Here is a 15,457-nt window from a genome sequence, read left to right as displayed (position 1 = left end):
CGTCGGTTACCGCTACCGACAACCGCACGGACGAGGAGTGCAGCATGATCATCGACATGGGCGGGGCGCCCGCGGGCGCCGAGGACACGGCACCGGACCCGGCGCCGCCCGGACCGGCGGGCAGGACGCGGCGGGACATGGCGCGCGGCCTGCGCGTCTGCGCGCTCGCCGCCGCGCTGGCCCCGGCGCTCACCGCCTTCCGGTCCCCGCGTCCCCGGCCGCCGGCCGGGGACGCCCCGCGCGACACCGGCTTCGACGTGACCCACCGCGGCCGCCGCGTCCGAGGCGTCCTGACCCCCGCCCGGAACCCGGCGGAGGAGGACCGGTGGCACGTCACCGTCGACGGCCGCCCCCTGCACCTGATGCGCCGCGCCGACGGCACCTGGCTGAGCACGGTCGACCACTACTGCTCGTACCGGACGCCGCTGGAGGCCGCCCGCGCCGCCGTCGACGCGCTCGGTCCCGGCGAGCGACTGCGCGAGGCGGACGCGGGACAGCCGCACGAGCACGCGGGAGGCCGGCATGGCGTACGTGCGTAAGGACGCCGCCACGCTCACGAGCGCCGAGAAGCGCCGGTTCGTCAACGCGCTGCTGGAGGTCAAACGGCGCGGCGAGTACGACGAGTTCGTGCGGATGCACGTCGCGTACTACGCCTCCGACGGCGAGCGCGGACTGCGCACCGCGCACATGGCGCCCTCCTTCCTGCCCTGGCACCGCCGGTTCCTGCTCGACCTGGAGAACGCCCTGCGCCGGGTGGACGACTCGGTGACCCTTCCGTACTGGGACTGGACCCGCGACCGCACGACCACCTCCGCCCCGTGGACGGCGGACCTCCTCGGCGGCAACGGGCGCCGCTCCGACCACCGGGTGACGACCGGCCCGTTCGCCCACCGGGAGGGCGACTGGACCATCCGGGTGGGCGTGACCGAAGGGGAGTTCCTCACCCGGGACCTCGGCCGCCGCAGCGCCCCGATCGACCTGCCCACCAAGAGGGACCTGGAGTGGGCGCTGAAGGACCCCGCCTACGACGTGGCGCCGTGGGACTCGACGGTCACGAAGGGCTTCCGCAACAAGCTGGAGGGCTGGGGCACCGGCCGGGGCAGCGCCTCCTGGCGCAACCACAACCGCGTCCACCGGTGGGTCGGCGGCGCCATGCTCGGCGCCGCCTCGGTCAACGACCCCGTCTTCTGGCTGCACCACGCCTTCGTCGACCTGCAGTGGCACCGCTGGCAGCGCCGGCACCGCGGGGCCCGCTACCTCCCCGCGACCCCGCCGGGCTCCGGCGACGCGCAGCACGGCCGGGTCGTGGCACGCCGGGAACAGCTGCCGCCGTGGGACGTGACACCGGCCGAGCTGGAGGACGTCGGCGGGATCTACCGGTACGCGTGAGGGAGGGCGGGCCCGGGCGGACACCGCCCCTGCCCGCCCTCCGCGCCGCCGCGCGCACCTCAGCCGCACCGCCGGGCCGTCGCCGTCCTGCCGTCCCAGCGGCAGGCCACGGACCCGGCGCCGGCACGGCAGGCGCGGGCCCCCGGGTCCCGCCGAGGTCCCCCGGCGCCCTGCCGCCGGCCGGGCACGGGCCCGCGGCCGGCCCGGTGGGCGCGGCGGCACGGAGTGCGGCGTACTTCCCGGGACCGCCTCTTCGAAGAGGGGGCCGCCGGGCGTCCGCGGCCGCCGGCTCCCGGGGACCCGCTGGACCACGCCCTCCTGTTCAGCCATTCGGCACATACACGAAACCGCCCTGACCTGCATCTTCACAAGAAAGATACGCATTGGGGTGTTTTGGCTTTCTCAAGCCGCGGATGTCGCTTAAGTTACCTACTGTCAGTGACCGACCCATCACGGGTTGTGTTTACTCGAGAACGGAGAGGTAATGCGCAAGTACCAGAAGGCCGCTGTCGTCGTGGCCATGCTCGGCAGTGTCGGCTTCCTCGGCGCCGGTGTCAGCCACGCCGGTGACGAGCCGTCGTTCAAGCTCAACAACGAGCAGAACCTGACCTGCGCCCAGGACAACTCGGTCCAGTCGCTCGTCGCCATCGACGACATCAACGCGGGCGTCGGCGCCCTCCTCGGCCTCGGTAACGCCGAGAACACCGAGACCAACGCCGTGGCGTGCACCAACGCCCTCGGCATCGGCGGCTGATGGCCACTGCCAGGTGATCCGGGCAGGTTCCGGGGTGCGGACCCGCGTGTCCGCCCCCCGGGCCTGCCCGGCTGGTCGGCCGGTCCAGGATTTTTGAGGAAAAGGTAGATGTTCCAGTCGAAGAAGATCGCGGCGGCGGCGGGAGTCCTGGGGAGCTTCGCCCTGATCGGCGTCGGTGCCGTCCAGGCCGTCGGGGCCGAGGGTCGTCCCGGCAACTGCACCGAGGACGAAAAGGGCAACGTTCGCTGCGTGCAGGTGAGCGAGCACCGGATCACGCGCGGCGAGGACGGAAAGGTCCGCATCGACGGGAAGTCGTCGCAGACCTGCTCCGGTTCGGGCGCCGAACTCTCCTGTGTGAGCAGCGTCGTGTTCGACGGCAAGAAGCCCTGACGGTACGGGAGGAGCGCGGTGGCGCTGTCGCCTGATCGCCGGATTGCCGGGCCGATTTTATGGATGAACGACAGCACTGCAAAGTGTCTTTTTCTCCATGTAAACGCGATTCGGCGTTTCACCTATCAATTGCCGCAAAGGCCACCTAGATTCGGTGGCTGTCAGTGACCGATCCGTAGTGGATCGTGTCTACTCGAGAATGGAGAGGTAATGCGCAAGTACCAGAAGGCTGCCGTCGTGATGGCCATGCTCGGCAGCGCCGGCTTCCTCGGTGCCGGTGTCAGCCACGCCGGTGACGGGCCGTCGGCGGAGCTGAACAACGAGCAGAACACCACCTGCGTGCAGGACAACTCGGTGCAGTCGCTCATCGCGATCGACGACGTCAACCTGGCGCTCGGTCTGCTGGGTGTCGGCAACGCCGAGAACACCGAGACCAACGTGGTGGCCTGCACCAACAGCCTGGGCATCGGCGGCTGACGATCACCATCAGGTGATCTGGACAGGTCCCGGGGTGAGGACTCGCGAGTCCCCACCCCGGGACCTGTCGGCTCGTCGGTCGGTTCGGGACCGCTCAAGGAAAAGGTAGATGTTCCAGTCGAAGAAGATCGCAGCGGTGGCGGGAGTCCTGGGAGGCTTCGCCCTGATCGGCGTCGGTGCCGTCCAGGCCGTCGGGGCCGAGGGTTCCGGCACGTGTGCCGAGAACGACAAGGGCAACGTTCGCTGCGCGGACGTGAACGAGTACCGGTTCACGTCCGACGAGTACGGTGAGGTCCGCGTCGACAACGACATGGCGCAGACCTGCTCCGGTTCGGGCGCGGAGGTCTCCTGCGCGAGCAGCGTCGTCGTCGGTGGCAAGAAGTCCTGACGCCCCGTCGGCCGAGGCGCCGTCGTTCACGACGGCACCTCCCGCGCCGGACCACCCGCACCACGGGGAAGGGCCGGGACCCGCCAGCGGGTCCCGGCCCTTCCCCGTGGTCACTTCCCCGTGGTCAACGGCGCGCCGCCGGGACGGGCCCGGCGCGCAGCGACTCGACGGCGTTGCAGTACGGCAGGTCGTCGATGGGGCGGTCGGTGCAGAAGCGGCCGATCAGGTCCGAGGACTCCTGCCTGCGTTCGACGGTGACCAGGTGGTCCGCCTCCTTGATGGTCGTGAACCGTGCCGACGGCATCGTCGCGGCGAGTTCACGACCCATCTGCGGGGTGCAGAGGGTGTCGTACTCCCCCGTGAACACCAGGGAGGGCACGTCGGGGACCGGCAGGGGCCGGTAACAGCCGTGCGTCGTCAGGCGCGTGTTGTGCTCGACCGCCTTCCTGACCTCCTCCGGCGTCTGGTCCAGGAACTGCTGCTGGAGGAGGCGTGCCACGGCCGCGTGCTTGCGGACCCGCCCGGCCCCCGGGTTGGACATGAACAGCCGCACCAGCCCGCCGGCGGCCTCGTCGATCTCGCCGCGTTCGAGTGCCCGGGACAGACGGGGCACGGCGTCGGTGTAGAGGTCGGGAAGGCGCTTCGCCGCGCCGCAGAAGACGATGCGCCGGACGAATTCGGGGTGGAGCTGCGCGAAGCGGAGACCGACGACCTCACCGAAGCAGCCCCCGAACAGGTTCACCTGCGGCATGCCGATGCTCACCAGCATGTGTCTGACCGCGGCGGCGAGGAAGTCCATGCCGTACCGGGCGGGCAGGAAGTCCGAGCTGCCGTAACCGGGGAGATCCACGGTGACCAGCGTGCACAGGGGTGACAGCCATTTCTCGTGGCCCTGCCAGGAGTACCTGTTCTGGGACGAGCCTCCGAGCAGTACCAGCGGGGCGGTCCGCGGAGCGCTCTGGTGGACGATGCGGCACGTGTACGCGAAGCCCTCGAAGGTGAGACTCCGCTCTTCGGCCTGCTCCGACGCGGGCGTGACGGAACCATGGCGGTGTGCGTTCGGTGCGTCCTGGGTGGCGGTGGCGGTAGTGCGCATGAACGGCTCCGGGACAGAGACAACAACGGTGACCCCGCCCATGATTGCCGACAATGCCGCCTTTAGGGCGTAACCACTCACTTGTGGGCGATCCTGGCGAAGTCGCCCATCGCACGGAACCCGATTCCCCGCGACGCACGAGGCCCCGCGCCGTGGAGGGAGGTGCTCGACGTCTCAACCCACCCGCGCGGGAGCCCCGTTGGCCGTCCGTCCTGTCCCGCGTGCTCGTCGAGCGGGCCACCATGCTCATCGTCACTCGTGAGAGTGGCCCCGCTGCAAGCTCCCGTCGCACCGGTGTGCCCCGGTCGGCCTGGTGTACCCGCGCCGGCACGACACCCTCGCGCCGATCGCGGCCGGTTCCGGGTGCAGGCTGCTGTGGATCTCGCCCGTGCTGCCCTCATGCCCCGTGCGCCCGCCTCTTGACGACGTGGAGGGTGCACGGGCCGGTTCGGTCCTGTCCGGCTCGCGCGCCTCTCACACGAGCACGCCGGCATTCACCGGGGCCGTCACGCTCCGCCTGCGGCTCGGGTCCGTAGGCGGTGGTGCATCAGCCCCGCCGCGCACACCACGACGGGGACTCCGACGGCGGGTACGGTCCACCACGTGATGCCGATCCACACGGCCGGGAGCCCCACCCCGAAGCAGACGGCGACGCTGGTGATGAGCAGCCGTCTGCCGTACGGATTCCAGGTGAACGGCTCGTAGGCGCGAGGTCTGGCAAGGCGTACCGCGCCGAACGCGAACGCCTGAGCCGCGACGAGCGCGGCGAGCATGCCGAAGGCGGCGTTCATCTGAAGCTCGTCACGGGGCGCGTCGGAGCTGTTCTGCCGCACCCCGTCCTTGCTGAGCGCCACGACGTCGCGGCGCCAGACGGTGGCGGTGACCCGGTCGCCCGGCTCCAGCCGCTCGAGGAGCGGTCCCGGGTCACCGAAGCCCACGACTCCCCGCCAGGAGTCCCCGTCCTTCAGGGTCGCCTCGTAGGTGGGGTTCTTCCCGGTCCTGACGACCGTCTTCACCACGGTGAGACGCCAGGTGCTCAGGCAGTCACTCCCCACCTGCACCGTCGCGTGAACGGGACACGGCCCGGCTGCCCGGTAGTCCCGGTGGCGCTCCCTGTCGGAGGGCAGCCACGCGGCGAACGCGGCGTAGCAGAGCGCCGCCGGTACCAGGGACATCAGGATCAGCAGCACGCCCATGAACCGCGCCCGACCCGGCGACCGTCGGCCGGCACCGCCCTTGCCCGGCAGTTCGTCCGCGCTGTGCGCCCTCGCCCGCGCTGTTGTCATCACCCACCCCCTCGGCCCCAGCTTCCATCAGCCGGAGACAGGAATGCACCGGGGTCGCACGGCAGTCTGTGAGGGGAGCCGGCTTCCGCGTCCCGGCAAACCCGGCACGACGGGCGGGGCGCGGGGTGGGGTCTGCCGCCGGTCGTGCGCATCTGGTGCGGATCGGACGGTGGGAGGAGCGGGGGTCACCCCGGCCGGGTGATGGACCGCAGGCCGAGGATCTCGGCGTCGCTCCACTGGCGCAGGATCCTGATGCGGGTGCCGAGCAGGCCCTGCTCGTGCCCGACGGGCGTACGGGTCGCCCAACTCCTGCCCGACGACGGCGTCCTGGTCTCCTCGGACGGCGGCCGGCGAGATGCCGGGCGCGGTGCGTGACACGGCCGCGAACTCGGCGCGGGCAACGAAGCGGCGGCGACGGAGCGGGATCGGCTCGCCGACGCGGTGCCCGTCGCGGGTGACGGTGAACGCCCGTCCTCCCTGGACGGCGGCCGTGATCTCCTCGGAACGGGTGCGCGGAGCGCGCTGGGTGATCTCCGGCTGCGCCGGCACGCCGTCCGCGACAGTGCGGGTGTGTCACCCGGTGCTGCAGCGTGTTTCGGGTGCGGATTCGCCGACGAGGGCCGTTGCCGCCACGGCGCGGGTTTGTCCGCGCCCGTGATCGCGGGCAGGCGAAGGCGCCTGCCCACAGGGCGATGCGCATCGGGTCCGGAAAAGGGAATGACCAGTGTTTCCACCGGTCAGAGGGTGTTTGCGCCCCCGGCAGGACTCGAACCTGCGGCCAAGCGCTTAGAAGGCGCTTGGTGGGTCGCGTGGTGTACGTCTGTTGACCTGCTCCTCTTCCCGTCCTGGGTGCCTCATGGACCGGTCTTCGACACGCATTCGGCAGGCGCAGAGCTGGGAGATCTCTACGGATCACCTGGCTGCCGGCTCGACTCCGGGCCTGCTCACTGCGGCCGAGGTGGCAGCTGCGACGATTCCCTTGTGAGCTATGACCTTGCTGTGTGGGATGGCGAGCGTCCGCTGGACGACGACCATGCGGGCTCCGTCTACGACGAGCTCTATGCGCGCTACCTCGAGTCGGATGAGGGCGTCGTGTCTCCGGCACCGCGCATCGCGGCCTACGTCGAGGCGCTCGTCGAGCGCTACCCCGACGACACCGACCGGAGTGCCGTATGGGCCTCGCCGCCGGTCATCGACGAGGCCTCGGGGCCGATCGTGTACCTGCTCATGTCCTTCAGCAAGGCTGAGGAAGTCTCTGAGTACGCCGCTTCGCTGGCTCGCGAGCACGGACTCGTCTGCTACGACCCGCAGGAAGAATGCCTGCGGTCTTGAGCCGGCCGCTTTTTGGATGCAGCGTGCGACAGGGTTGCGCCGCTTGCAGGTTTCCGGTTGAGGCCACGATGCCCTAGGACTAACCGCGGTTGATCGGGATCTCGTAGACGATCTCGCAGTGAGTGGCGGGAACCACGATGTCCGCCGTCTCTACGGGCCGCCCCTGGTCGCTGTAGTACGTCCGGCGGATGTGCGTGACGAGCGCGGACTTCTGGATGCCCAGGAGTGACGCCTCCTCGGCGGTCGCCTGCCGTGGCTCCGGCTGCTCTACGGCGTGGCCGACGGTGACGCCGATCGCGGCCATGCGGTTTACGACGCCTGCCCCGGCGTGCGGCCCTCCCTCGGGGAGGACGACGAGCGTGCCGCCGGTGAGGTCGTACGGCTCCCAGCTCGTCGACAACTGCATCGGCCTGCCGTCGGCCAGGAACTCGTACGTCGTCCGGACGCACAGGTCGCCCTCGGCGATGCCGAGCCGCGCCGCGATGTCCGCGGGCGCCGGCACCTTGGCGTCGGTCCGGCTCTCCCAGTCCCCTTGCCTGCCCAAGGCCTTCATGTCCGCCCGGAACGGCGACCCGTCGGGCTGCTCACGTGCGGACGACCGGACCATGCGCACGCGCTGCCGGGGCTCGGCGACGTACGTGCCCGAACCGGCGCGGCCCTCCAGCACGCCCTGGGAGATCAGCAACTCCTGGGCCCGACGGACCACGTTCTCGCCGACCCCGTACTCCTGGCCGATCTGGGCGCGGGACGGCAGGCGATCCCCCGGCTCCCATACGTGCTCCGCGATTCGCCGCCGGAGTTCGTCGGCGACGCGGAGATAGGGCGGCTGCTCAGACATATGGAAAATCTAGTCCACTAGCTCTAATCTAGTTAACTAGCTTCACTCAAAGTGATCGCCGGTGACGGAGGCTGCCCTGTGCCCGCTTCGGGAGTAAGCGCGGTGGCCATCGCCGCTCGGCTGTCCACCGTCGGGCTTTTCACTCGCGTGGAGGAGCACGACTGGTACACGACGGTCGAGGCGGAGGTGCCGGAATCGCTCTCCGCCGACTCATGGCGGGAGGTCCTTGAAGTGGTGGCGGAGGCCGATCGGTTCGGGCTCCTCGCCACCAGCCTGAACGGCCGCACCCTCTGGGCGGTCGTACGCAAAGCGGTCCCCGCGACGGGCGATGTCGGGGGACCGAGCCATCAGCGATAGGAGCCGATCAGCGTGCTCAACCGTATCCGCCGTGCCGCCTCGCTCACCAGAGTGCGGTACTTCCCCAAGGGCAGGCACCGCCGCCCCTTAACGCCCTACCGGCCGCCGGCCGCTCCCGCTTCCCCCGCGTCCCCCGACGAGCCGGCGGCCATCCTGGGCCAGGCCCTCGACAGCGTGAACCGCCGACACTTGCTTCCGGGCGAGGACGTCGCGCTCGTCCGTCCGTACGTACTGGCCTGGGAGAGGCGCGTACGGACGCGTTCAGTCGTCGTCGCTCCCCGTCTACCGGTTGAGGCCTGGTCGGCCCTCGTGGGGGTCCACGGATGACTTCTCGCCGACAGCCTCACACCACCGACGCCGCGGCCGCCCCCTACCGATCGACCGCATGCCGGATCGGCACGCATTTCACCTGCGCGGAATCCTCCACGGCCTCGGCGCCGGTCGGCCTCCCGGTGGTCTACGAGACGTGCGACTGCCCGTGCCACTCGATGCCCGACCGACCCACGGGTGCGGAGGTAGGGCAGTGATCGACCGGACCCCCAGGAGCGTGCTGGCCTCCAACATCGAGGTGACCGCGGCCACGGTGCAGCGCGGCGACATCATCCAACTCGGCGGCCGGGCCTGTCGGGTACAGGATCTCTTCCAACTTCCCCAAGGCGCCAAGCAACTGCTCTTCGAGTCGGGCGAGCTGCTGACCATGCACACGCGTACCCGGTTCATCGCCGTGCGAATGATGAGAAGGCGGTGACCGGTCCGTGTCCTCGCGCCATCACGAGATCGCCGACGACCTCCGGCACCAGATCACGACCGGTCGCATCAAGCCCGGCGAACGCCTGCCGTCCGAGGCCGGCCTGGCCGACCGCTACAAGGTCAGCACGGTGACACTGCGCAGCGCCCTCGCGGTCCTCCAGGGCGAAGGCCTCGTCGAGAAGATCCATGGCAAAGGCAACTTCGCCCGTCGTCCACTCCGCAAGATCGTGTACGTCGGCGGATGGGGGACGCTGGACCCGTGGACGGCGGCTGAGGCAGCCCTGCGGGTCACCGTGCGCAGCAGCACGGTTCAGGCGGATGGGCGTCTGACGACGTTGCTGAAGGTGCCGACGGGCAGCCCCCTCGCAGAGTTCGTCTGCGTCAGCCATGAGGGGGAGTCACCGCGCGGACTGGCACGCATCTACATCCCGCGGGACCTGGCACCGGCTGGAGTGCTCGACGACGAACCGTCGTGCCGAGAGGCAGTCACGAGATTCGCCGTCCTCAGCGTGCCGCCGGCTGCTGTCCGGGAGACGGTCTGTGCCCGCCCACCTACACCGGACGAAGCATCAACCCTCCGGACCAACTCCACCGCGCCCGTCCTCGCGATCACACGCGTTGCGACCGACACCACCGGGCGAGTCGTCGAGGTCGCGCTCCTGGTGTTTCCGGGGGACCGTGTCGACGCCGTCTTCACCACCCACCACATGACCGACGAGAGGCAGACGCAAGCATGACGGCACCGGACGAACTGCGACTCCTCCCGTGGTCGGGACCGGAGGGCAAGCCCTGTTACCTGAGCACCGACGACAGGGGCGGGTACATGTCCCGCCTGGCGGACAACATTGAGGCGGTACAACTGGGCACGGCAGAGGAGTTGTTGAACCAGGCCCCGGAAACCCTCGCTGACGAGGACGCCGACGCGGAAGACCTGCGCCGGCTGGCACAGGAGCTGACCAGGGCCCTGCGAGACGTGCTCCGCGTTGCGACCAGCCGGGGGCACCTCCTCGCGGTGAGTGAGCCCCAGAGGCACTGAGGGGCGAGCTGGCGGCGTACTTCCCGTTCCACCTCGACGGGGAGAGGGACCCGGACCGCGATTCCGGATTCCTCTCCCCGTTCTGTCATGGTGGCTCACATACTTTTGGTTAGGTGAGACCTGTCCACAGGCAGACCACGGTGGGCTGATCACCGCTTTAGGAGTTCGATGCGAACCCGCTTCAGCCGCCATCGGCGACTGGTGTGACCGCCGGACAGAGACACTGGTGTGCGCCCCCGTCCGGCGTCGTTGATGTCAGCCGTGGATGTCAGAAAGCCTTCTGATCCACAGCTCCAATCGGGATCAGTCGCGGAGAGGCATAGCCGTCTCGCTACGGCCCGGCGAGGGCGCTACTGGACGCGGCTTGGTTGCCGGGCTGCGGTAACGCGCTGCGGACTGCTGCCCATGGGCTGCCCGCTGTCACACCAGTAGGCCTCCTGCCCGAGAGTGACCCGAAGCAAGGAGCCGCAGCAACGGTCGTGTCGTGCGTGAGGTCCCTATGAGCGGTCCGCAACGAGCGGGGCGCCTTCCCTGGCGTGTTCGGTCTGGCCAACCGACTCGCAAGAAGCGACTGTCGCTTGTTGCGTTTCGATGCTGCATAGTCCGAGAACTGACCGATTCTGGCGCGACGGTCGACACGAGGACGCCGGGCGTAGAAGGATGCATGTTGACGATATCTAGAGGCTGGAAGATGAGTAGCGTTCCGGCGGCGCTGATTACAGGAAGTATCTAGACGGTTAGCATGACGACCTCTATCCTTCCTTGAGGCATACGTGCAAGCTGCGAGACCTGAACAACTGGCCTCCACACCCGCGGCATACGCTGCAACTTAGACATCCTTGACGGGCGAGTGAGCGCAATGGGTGGGGTGAGATGGAACCATTACCTCGTGGCGGTTGGGCAAAACCTGCACGCCTGGGCTACGGTCCCGCGACAGAATCTGTTCATTTTGTTTCTGCTCCACTTCTCGCCGGGGCGTGCGTCGCCACACTAGGAGTTGTCAGCGCAGATGGGGATAAATTCCGCTGGCCGGGCCCTGCGATTTTCCTCCTCTCGATGAGCTTAGTGCTCCTTTTGCTGAGCATTCAGATTGCTTTTAAGGCTCGCTCGTACCTCTATAGTGCTGCGGACGTCGAAGCATGGCATGGATCGCCGTCAGGGGTCCAGGTGGCGATTCTGATGCAACAGCAGCAATTGCACTTTCGCAATTGGCGTCGCACGGAAAAGGTGGCCATTAGATTGCACAATGGTGGCGTGATGTTCCTTGGGTTAGGTGCGGCTTTCTTTCTAGCCGCCCCCGAAGACGCCAGTACCGGACACGCGATATTCCGCTGGTCGGCTGCGGCAGTGGTCTCCATGGTTACCTTAGTCGGGGCCGTGATCGCTGTAGTTGACAGGAGAGGCAACTGACATGGGATATGCAGGCAACGGCTTTGACGAAGATCCCATTATTTGCCCTCTGTGTCACGGGTTGTATGTCGTAGAGGAGCGAAGGGGCCGTTGGAAGATCTTTGCGAGGAGGGAAGTCGAAGTTTGGTTCAATCATGAGGCTGACTGCAGGGCAAGAATAATCCCCGCACTGGAGCTTATCGATATTTACGACGACAGATCGGCGGTTGATGAGCTTGTCCGCTTGCGGACCACTGATATGACTGATGACGGGTAGCGGAGAGGTTGAGAGGATTGTGGCTCAAAGCTGGACCACGACCGCGGCGAGTTGATCGTTATAAGCACGCCGAAGGTGACGGTCCGCGGACCGCAACGGGTAAGGACCCCGGGCGTTGACCGAGATGTCTGACATCCTGGCGCATCTTCCGCAGATTCCGATGCAGTCCAAACCGCATGACGACAATCGCCAAAGCCGTCCTCACCCTGGAGCGGCAACGCTGAAGAAGCTCACTGATCACAGGTCTCACCCACCAGCGAGAATGACGAAGACCACGGCTCTGAGCAGCTCAAATGCCATGGGTTTCTGTCGTTGCTGGCTGGCATGAGGTGACCTCGTACGACCCAGGGACGGCCCGAGGCAGCACCGCTTCACAAGATGTCATCGGAACAGCTCCGGGACGGGGCTGGTCTCCAGCGGCTCGGCTGGCTGGGCCAGCACCCCTACAGGGTCCGGTAGCCCCGCCGGCCATCGTCCTCCCGCTTGGAGAGGACGAAGCCAACGGACTGCATGGGCTGGCAGCACTCGGGACATGCAGGTGGCTCGTCGGTCATGGGAAGCACACTCGCGAAGTGACTGCTTCGTCCCGAAGCAACTTGGGCGGGGGTGCTGCCTTGGGCTGGTGTGCTTCTCACCTGGGCTGATGGTCCGCCGCTGTTCGCTGGCGTCCGCCGCTGTTCGTCGGCGTTGTCACGCAGTTAGACACTCACCGCGTGGCCGCGATGCGGGCACAGTCAGCGCAAGGCTAGGCGAAGCCGGAGCGGGCGAGACTGGCTCGGAAGAACGGCAGTAGCGGCCTCGGGATCACCGCAGGGGATTCGAGCAGCTCCCACTGGCAGCCGGGCACCTTCTTGTCGAGACCGTGGAGCACCTGCCACATCATCAACAGACCCACGGAGGCCGACGCTTGATCCGCCAGGGGACAGTAGCGACTACTTACATCAGCCATCCTTACAGCCTCTGCATGATCCTTGGCGACGCCCTGGAGCTGTACGTCATCAGAACCTACGGCGGAAAGCAGTACAAGTGGAAGTAATCCATCGACCAGCGGGCGGGTCCGTGGCAGCATGCCGCTATGAACGACGAGCACGAGCCGGACGAGGGTTCCGGGGATGAGGACCTGGTCAAGGCACTCGAGCGCTTCCGGGGTTCTATGGACCCACTTATCAAGTGGCAGCAAAACTGGGCAAGGAACATGTTCCCGCCAATTAGCAGGATGCTTCAGGAGTCGGCCGCGTTCAGGCTGAACCTAACGAAGAACATCCCAACGATCGTGCCGCCGTTGGCTGCCCAGGTAACGCAGCTTCAGGAGCAGTTGCGGGGGATGCATGCCTTCAACAGCTCTCTACGCACGCTGATTGAGTCGGTCAACCGCTCGTATGCGCCGCAGTGGGAGCGCATTTTTGAGTCGATCAGAGACTTTCAGTCGCGCATCTTCCCGGAAAACTGGGAAGGCGTAAATCGTCCCGGCGTTGCCGAGTTCGAGTCTCTTTTGATTGATGAAGGCATCGCCTTGATGTGGGTTCCTGGCCCGAAGGCCATTCAGGCTCTCTTGGACGCCTCGACGGCCGCAGAGCGGCGGCGCATCATCAGTCGTCGCTGGAAGGGAATAGTCACTGACTGTGAAGTGGCGCTGAGCGACGTGACTCACCCCAGCTTGCAGGAACCCAAGAAGTTCGGGCTCGATTGCGTGCGGGCACTCCAGGAGGGGCACGCAGCACCGGCGCAGGCGCTTGCCGGAAACCTTCTCGACAGTGTCTTGCGCAGCAACTTCGACAACGCGGATCGACTTAAGGTAACGCGTAATAACTTCAAGAATAACGGTGTTCGTTTCAATCTGGACGACTACAAGATCCGAGCGGCCTTCACTTTCGCGCCAGTATGGTGTGCACACGCGAAGTACAAGACAGAAGACGGCGACCCGATCCCGCGCACCTTTGGAAGGCACCCAACCACGCATGCCGTCTCGCTTGCCCAGTACAGCCGGATCAACGCGGTGATGGGCCTAATGCTGGTTACGTCGGTCATTAAGTTCTTCGACACGGAGATGGAGTGGCCGATTAAGAGGGTGCCTTGAAACCGTCGTGGCAGCGATGTCACCGCGAATTTAAATCCCACACCCACCGCACGTGAACGGACCGTGACCATTAGATCAGTCAGGGGCCACTCCGCTGGGCTGTGCCTGCTCGTCGCTGTGATTCCCGCCAGTCCCGGTCGATCAGGCACGACAGGGGCACGGACATCTTCTATCCGTAGCTCTATGTGGCTCAGTCGTCTCGGGCGTGCATCGGCCAGGGGCGGTTGCCGTTGTACTGAAATGGTCGTTGCGGTTGCTGTACTTCTTTGCTGTACCGCGGCGAAGAGCCGAGGCGCATCATGCTGTCCGCCTTGAACGACCACTCCTCCGCCTTGGGCTCGGAGGGGTGTGGATCACCTGGCGAGCGGCAATAAAGAACTTTGTGCGTGCTGCATCGGCGCGGTCTCGCAGCTCGTCCAGTTCCTCAGTGGCTGCTTGGTCCAGCGGAAAACGCACCTGACGAACCTTTTGGGCTACCGTATCCGCGGTGCTGGCGAGGACGACACATGCGGCATCAACGATGTTGGGACCCAGCAGTTGTACTCGCTCAAGGGGCTGGTCGAGGTCCCCCTTGATCTTAAGGGAAGTGTTCCAGATGCTCTCTTCCGTCGCTTCGATTAGATCGCCCTCGTATGTGGCTTCCAGGTGAGCCCAGTGCTCGTCGTCTGAGGGCAGTAGATCGATAAGTTTCAAGATGCTTGCGTCCCAGGCAGCGAGAAGGGCTGTATACGCTTCCTGCCGTTGCCCTCGGAGCCATTGCTCGTGCTCCACTATTGCCTCGTCCCGAACCTGCCATCGCCCGATGCAGACGCCGGCAAGCCCGCCCACGACACCTATCAAGGCGGCGATCACGGTCGCCTGTTCTGTAGTCATGCCTGAAGTGTGCCGAGAGCTGGTCCCTGTGACATCCGCTTTAGGAGAGAGGCTGGGTGATCTGCGGGCTGAGCTGCGGCTTCGCCGGCCGAGGAAGCAAGCGGCTATTCGACCGCGGGGCACCGGTGTTGGCCGTGGCTGACCCCTGCATCTGGCACGGTTGTGGCACGAACCTCGGCCGACGACAGTCAGCCACGACGGCGGGTGCGTCGACCGACCAGGCGCGCGTATGCCTCGCTGCACCCCCACCGGCCTTCACCACGCTGCCAGTACCGTCGACTAGAGCAAGTCACGACGGCCGACACGTGCTAACGGTGCCTGAGTCCTCAGCTTGGGAAGCTGCGAGGATCGATCTTGAGATGATCGCTGGAAAATCATCCGTAGCCCGCCCTGACTCGGTATCGTGCAGTCTTACCACTCGTTGAACGCACCGCGATAAATGGAAACTGGGGGATCGACAATGGGAGATTTCAGCACTGGACGCGTTGTTGCTCCTGGATCCCCGCAGTTTGCTTTGCATACCTTGGGGTGGAGGGCCTTTCAAGATTTATGTGCTGCAGTCCTTCGTCAGTTGTGGGGACAAAGCGTCCAAGCATTCGCCGACTCAAATGATGCTGGACGTGACGGTGCATTCTATGGAGTTTGGGCTCCCCCGGCCTCCGGTGTCGGAGTGAATGACTTACCTTCAGGTCCGTTCGTGCTTCAATGCAAACACACGAAAAGCGTAGACTCGACTTTGTCGATCTCA

18 protein-coding genes and 3 pseudogenes are annotated in these 15,457 nt (G+C 66.6%); 15 read left to right on the top strand and 6 right to left on the bottom strand.

Annotated features, from left to right (window positions below):
* Window positions 1-44: 44 nt before the first annotated feature.
* The 6 genes from GL259_RS14730 to GL259_RS14705 all read left to right on the top strand — a co-directional run bounded on the left by GL259_RS14730 (window position 45) and on the right by GL259_RS14705 (window position 3,398).
* Window positions 45-539 (top strand): tyrosinase family oxidase copper chaperone, encoded by a 495-nt coding sequence (locus GL259_RS14730; protein ID WP_159532904.1) that lies wholly within the window; start codon window positions 45-47, stop codon window positions 537-539.
* Entirely contained in the window at window positions 523-1,389 is an 867-nt protein-coding gene (locus GL259_RS14725) for a tyrosinase family protein (RefSeq protein ID WP_159532902.1), read from the top strand. Before GL259_RS14730 ends, GL259_RS14725 begins: the two co-directional genes overlap by 17 nt.
* A 484-nt stretch (window positions 1,390-1,873) precedes the next feature.
* On the top strand, window positions 1,874-2,143 hold the full coding sequence (locus GL259_RS14720) for a hypothetical protein (protein WP_159532900.1): 270 nt from the start codon (window positions 1,874-1,876) through the stop codon (window positions 2,141-2,143).
* A gap of 108 nt (window positions 2,144-2,251) precedes the next feature.
* Entirely contained in the window at window positions 2,252-2,533 is a 282-nt protein-coding gene (locus GL259_RS14715; RefSeq protein WP_159532898.1) for a hypothetical protein, read from the top strand.
* A 210-nt stretch (window positions 2,534-2,743) separates the two neighbouring features.
* Window positions 2,744-3,010, top strand: coding sequence for a hypothetical protein (locus tag GL259_RS14710; RefSeq protein ID WP_159532896.1), 267 nt, complete (start codon window positions 2,744-2,746; stop codon window positions 3,008-3,010).
* Between the two features lie 109 nt (window positions 3,011-3,119).
* Window positions 3,120-3,398: a hypothetical protein gene (locus tag GL259_RS14705; RefSeq protein WP_159532894.1), complete on the top strand. Its 279-nt coding sequence runs from the start codon at window positions 3,120-3,122 to the stop codon at window positions 3,396-3,398.
* 124 nt (window positions 3,399-3,522) lie between these two features.
* Here GL259_RS14705 and GL259_RS14700 read toward each other — a convergent pair whose 3' ends face one another.
* Window positions 3,523-4,494, bottom strand: coding sequence for an alpha/beta hydrolase (locus tag GL259_RS14700; RefSeq protein ID WP_159532891.1), 972 nt, complete (start codon window positions 4,492-4,494; stop codon window positions 3,523-3,525).
* 242 nt (window positions 4,495-4,736) lie between these two features.
* Between GL259_RS14700 and GL259_RS37660 the strand changes: the two are divergent.
* Window positions 4,737-4,858, top strand: a pseudogene (locus GL259_RS37660) (IS5/IS1182 family transposase); the annotation flags it as partial.
* A 142-nt stretch (window positions 4,859-5,000) separates the two neighbouring features.
* Here GL259_RS37660 and GL259_RS14695 read toward each other — a convergent pair.
* Window positions 5,001-5,780, bottom strand: coding sequence for a hypothetical protein (locus GL259_RS14695; protein ID WP_159532889.1), 780 nt, complete (start codon window positions 5,778-5,780; stop codon window positions 5,001-5,003).
* Window positions 5,781-6,065: 285 nt separating this feature from the next.
* A pseudogene (locus GL259_RS38710) lies at window positions 6,066-6,329 on the bottom strand (prevent-host-death protein); the annotation flags it as partial.
* A gap of 432 nt (window positions 6,330-6,761) precedes the next feature.
* Between GL259_RS38710 and GL259_RS14685 the strand changes: the two are divergent.
* A complete protein-coding gene (locus tag GL259_RS14685; RefSeq protein WP_159532887.1) occupies window positions 6,762-7,112 on the top strand; it encodes a hypothetical protein in 351 nt (116 codons plus the stop codon).
* Window positions 7,113-7,191: 79 nt separating this feature from the next.
* Here the strand turns inward: GL259_RS14685 and GL259_RS14680 are convergent, their stop codons facing one another.
* The gene (locus tag GL259_RS14680; protein ID WP_159532885.1) at window positions 7,192-7,950 is read right to left on the bottom strand and encodes a GntR family transcriptional regulator; all 759 of its coding nucleotides are present in this window, start codon (window positions 7,948-7,950) and stop codon (window positions 7,192-7,194) included.
* 78 nt (window positions 7,951-8,028) lie between these two features.
* Between GL259_RS14680 and GL259_RS14675 the strand changes: the two genes are divergently transcribed.
* From GL259_RS14675 to GL259_RS14650, 6 genes and pseudogenes are all read left to right on the top strand, one after another.
* Window positions 8,029-8,307, top strand: coding sequence for a hypothetical protein (locus GL259_RS14675; RefSeq protein ID WP_159538645.1), 279 nt, complete (start codon window positions 8,029-8,031; stop codon window positions 8,305-8,307).
* 523 nt (window positions 8,308-8,830) lie between these two features.
* Window positions 8,831-9,055 carry a hypothetical protein gene (locus GL259_RS14670; RefSeq protein WP_159532883.1) on the top strand — a complete coding sequence of 75 codons (225 nt, stop codon included), beginning with the start codon at window positions 8,831-8,833 and terminating at the stop codon, window positions 9,053-9,055.
* Between the two features lie 7 nt (window positions 9,056-9,062).
* Window positions 9,063-9,794, top strand: a complete 732-nt coding sequence (locus tag GL259_RS14665; RefSeq protein WP_159532881.1) for a GntR family transcriptional regulator — start codon at window positions 9,063-9,065, stop codon at window positions 9,792-9,794.
* Window positions 9,791-10,093: a hypothetical protein gene (locus GL259_RS14660; protein ID WP_159532879.1), complete on the top strand. Its 303-nt coding sequence runs from the start codon at window positions 9,791-9,793 to the stop codon at window positions 10,091-10,093. The genes GL259_RS14665 and GL259_RS14660 overlap by 4 nt, the downstream gene beginning before the upstream one ends.
* A gap of 1,056 nt (window positions 10,094-11,149) precedes the next feature.
* Window positions 11,150-11,503: a hypothetical protein gene (locus GL259_RS14655; protein WP_159532877.1), complete on the top strand. Its 354-nt coding sequence runs from the start codon at window positions 11,150-11,152 to the stop codon at window positions 11,501-11,503.
* 384 nt (window positions 11,504-11,887) lie between these two features.
* A pseudogene (locus tag GL259_RS14650) lies at window positions 11,888-11,983 on the top strand (IS5/IS1182 family transposase); the annotation flags it as partial.
* A 521-nt stretch (window positions 11,984-12,504) separates the two neighbouring features.
* On the opposite strand, the gene GL259_RS14645 reads toward GL259_RS14650, so the two are convergent.
* A complete protein-coding gene (locus GL259_RS14645) occupies window positions 12,505-12,654 on the bottom strand; it encodes a hypothetical protein (protein ID WP_159532875.1) in 150 nt (49 codons plus the stop codon).
* A gap of 180 nt (window positions 12,655-12,834) precedes the next feature.
* Between GL259_RS14645 and GL259_RS14640 the strand changes: the two genes are divergently transcribed.
* Window positions 12,835-13,836 (top strand): hypothetical protein, encoded by a 1,002-nt coding sequence (locus tag GL259_RS14640; RefSeq protein WP_159532873.1) that lies wholly within the window; start codon window positions 12,835-12,837, stop codon window positions 13,834-13,836.
* 297 nt (window positions 13,837-14,133) lie between these two features.
* Here the strand turns inward: GL259_RS14640 and GL259_RS14635 are convergent, their stop codons facing one another.
* A complete protein-coding gene (locus tag GL259_RS14635; protein ID WP_159532871.1) occupies window positions 14,134-14,709 on the bottom strand; it encodes a hypothetical protein in 576 nt (191 codons plus the stop codon).
* Window positions 14,710-15,457: the final 748 nt, after the last annotated feature.

It is taken from the genome of Streptomyces sp. Tu 3180 (assembly GCF_009852415.1).
GTDB lineage: Bacteria > Actinomycetota > Actinomycetes > Streptomycetales > Streptomycetaceae > Streptomyces.
This window is presented reverse-complemented; position numbering and strand designations above follow the sequence as displayed.

Coding starts and splice junctions, on each gene's coding strand:
- GL259_RS14695 (WP_159532889.1), bottom strand. CDS start 5,780: ATGACAACAGCGCGGGCGAGGGCGCACAGCGCGGACGAACTGCCGGGC.
- GL259_RS14635 (WP_159532871.1), bottom strand. CDS start 14,709: ATGACTACAGAACAGGCGACCGTGATCGCCGCCTTGATAGGTGTCGTG.
- GL259_RS14660 (WP_159532879.1), top strand. CDS start 9,791: ATGACGGCACCGGACGAACTGCGACTCCTCCCGTGGTCGGGACCGGAG.
- GL259_RS14655 (WP_159532877.1), top strand. CDS start 11,150: ATGAGCTTAGTGCTCCTTTTGCTGAGCATTCAGATTGCTTTTAAGGCT.
- GL259_RS14730 (WP_159532904.1), top strand. CDS start 45: ATGATCATCGACATGGGCGGGGCGCCCGCGGGCGCCGAGGACACGGCA.
- GL259_RS14705 (WP_159532894.1), top strand. CDS start 3,120: ATGTTCCAGTCGAAGAAGATCGCAGCGGTGGCGGGAGTCCTGGGAGGC.
- GL259_RS14680 (WP_159532885.1), bottom strand. CDS start 7,950: ATGTCTGAGCAGCCGCCCTATCTCCGCGTCGCCGACGAACTCCGGCGG.
- GL259_RS14640 (WP_159532873.1), top strand. CDS start 12,835: ATGAACGACGAGCACGAGCCGGACGAGGGTTCCGGGGATGAGGACCTG.
- GL259_RS14700 (WP_159532891.1), bottom strand. CDS start 4,494: ATGCGCACTACCGCCACCGCCACCCAGGACGCACCGAACGCACACCGC.
- GL259_RS14725 (WP_159532902.1), top strand. CDS start 523: ATGGCGTACGTGCGTAAGGACGCCGCCACGCTCACGAGCGCCGAGAAG.
- GL259_RS14715 (WP_159532898.1), top strand. CDS start 2,252: ATGTTCCAGTCGAAGAAGATCGCGGCGGCGGCGGGAGTCCTGGGGAGC.
- GL259_RS14710 (WP_159532896.1), top strand. CDS start 2,744: ATGCGCAAGTACCAGAAGGCTGCCGTCGTGATGGCCATGCTCGGCAGC.
- GL259_RS14720 (WP_159532900.1), top strand. CDS start 1,874: ATGCGCAAGTACCAGAAGGCCGCTGTCGTCGTGGCCATGCTCGGCAGT.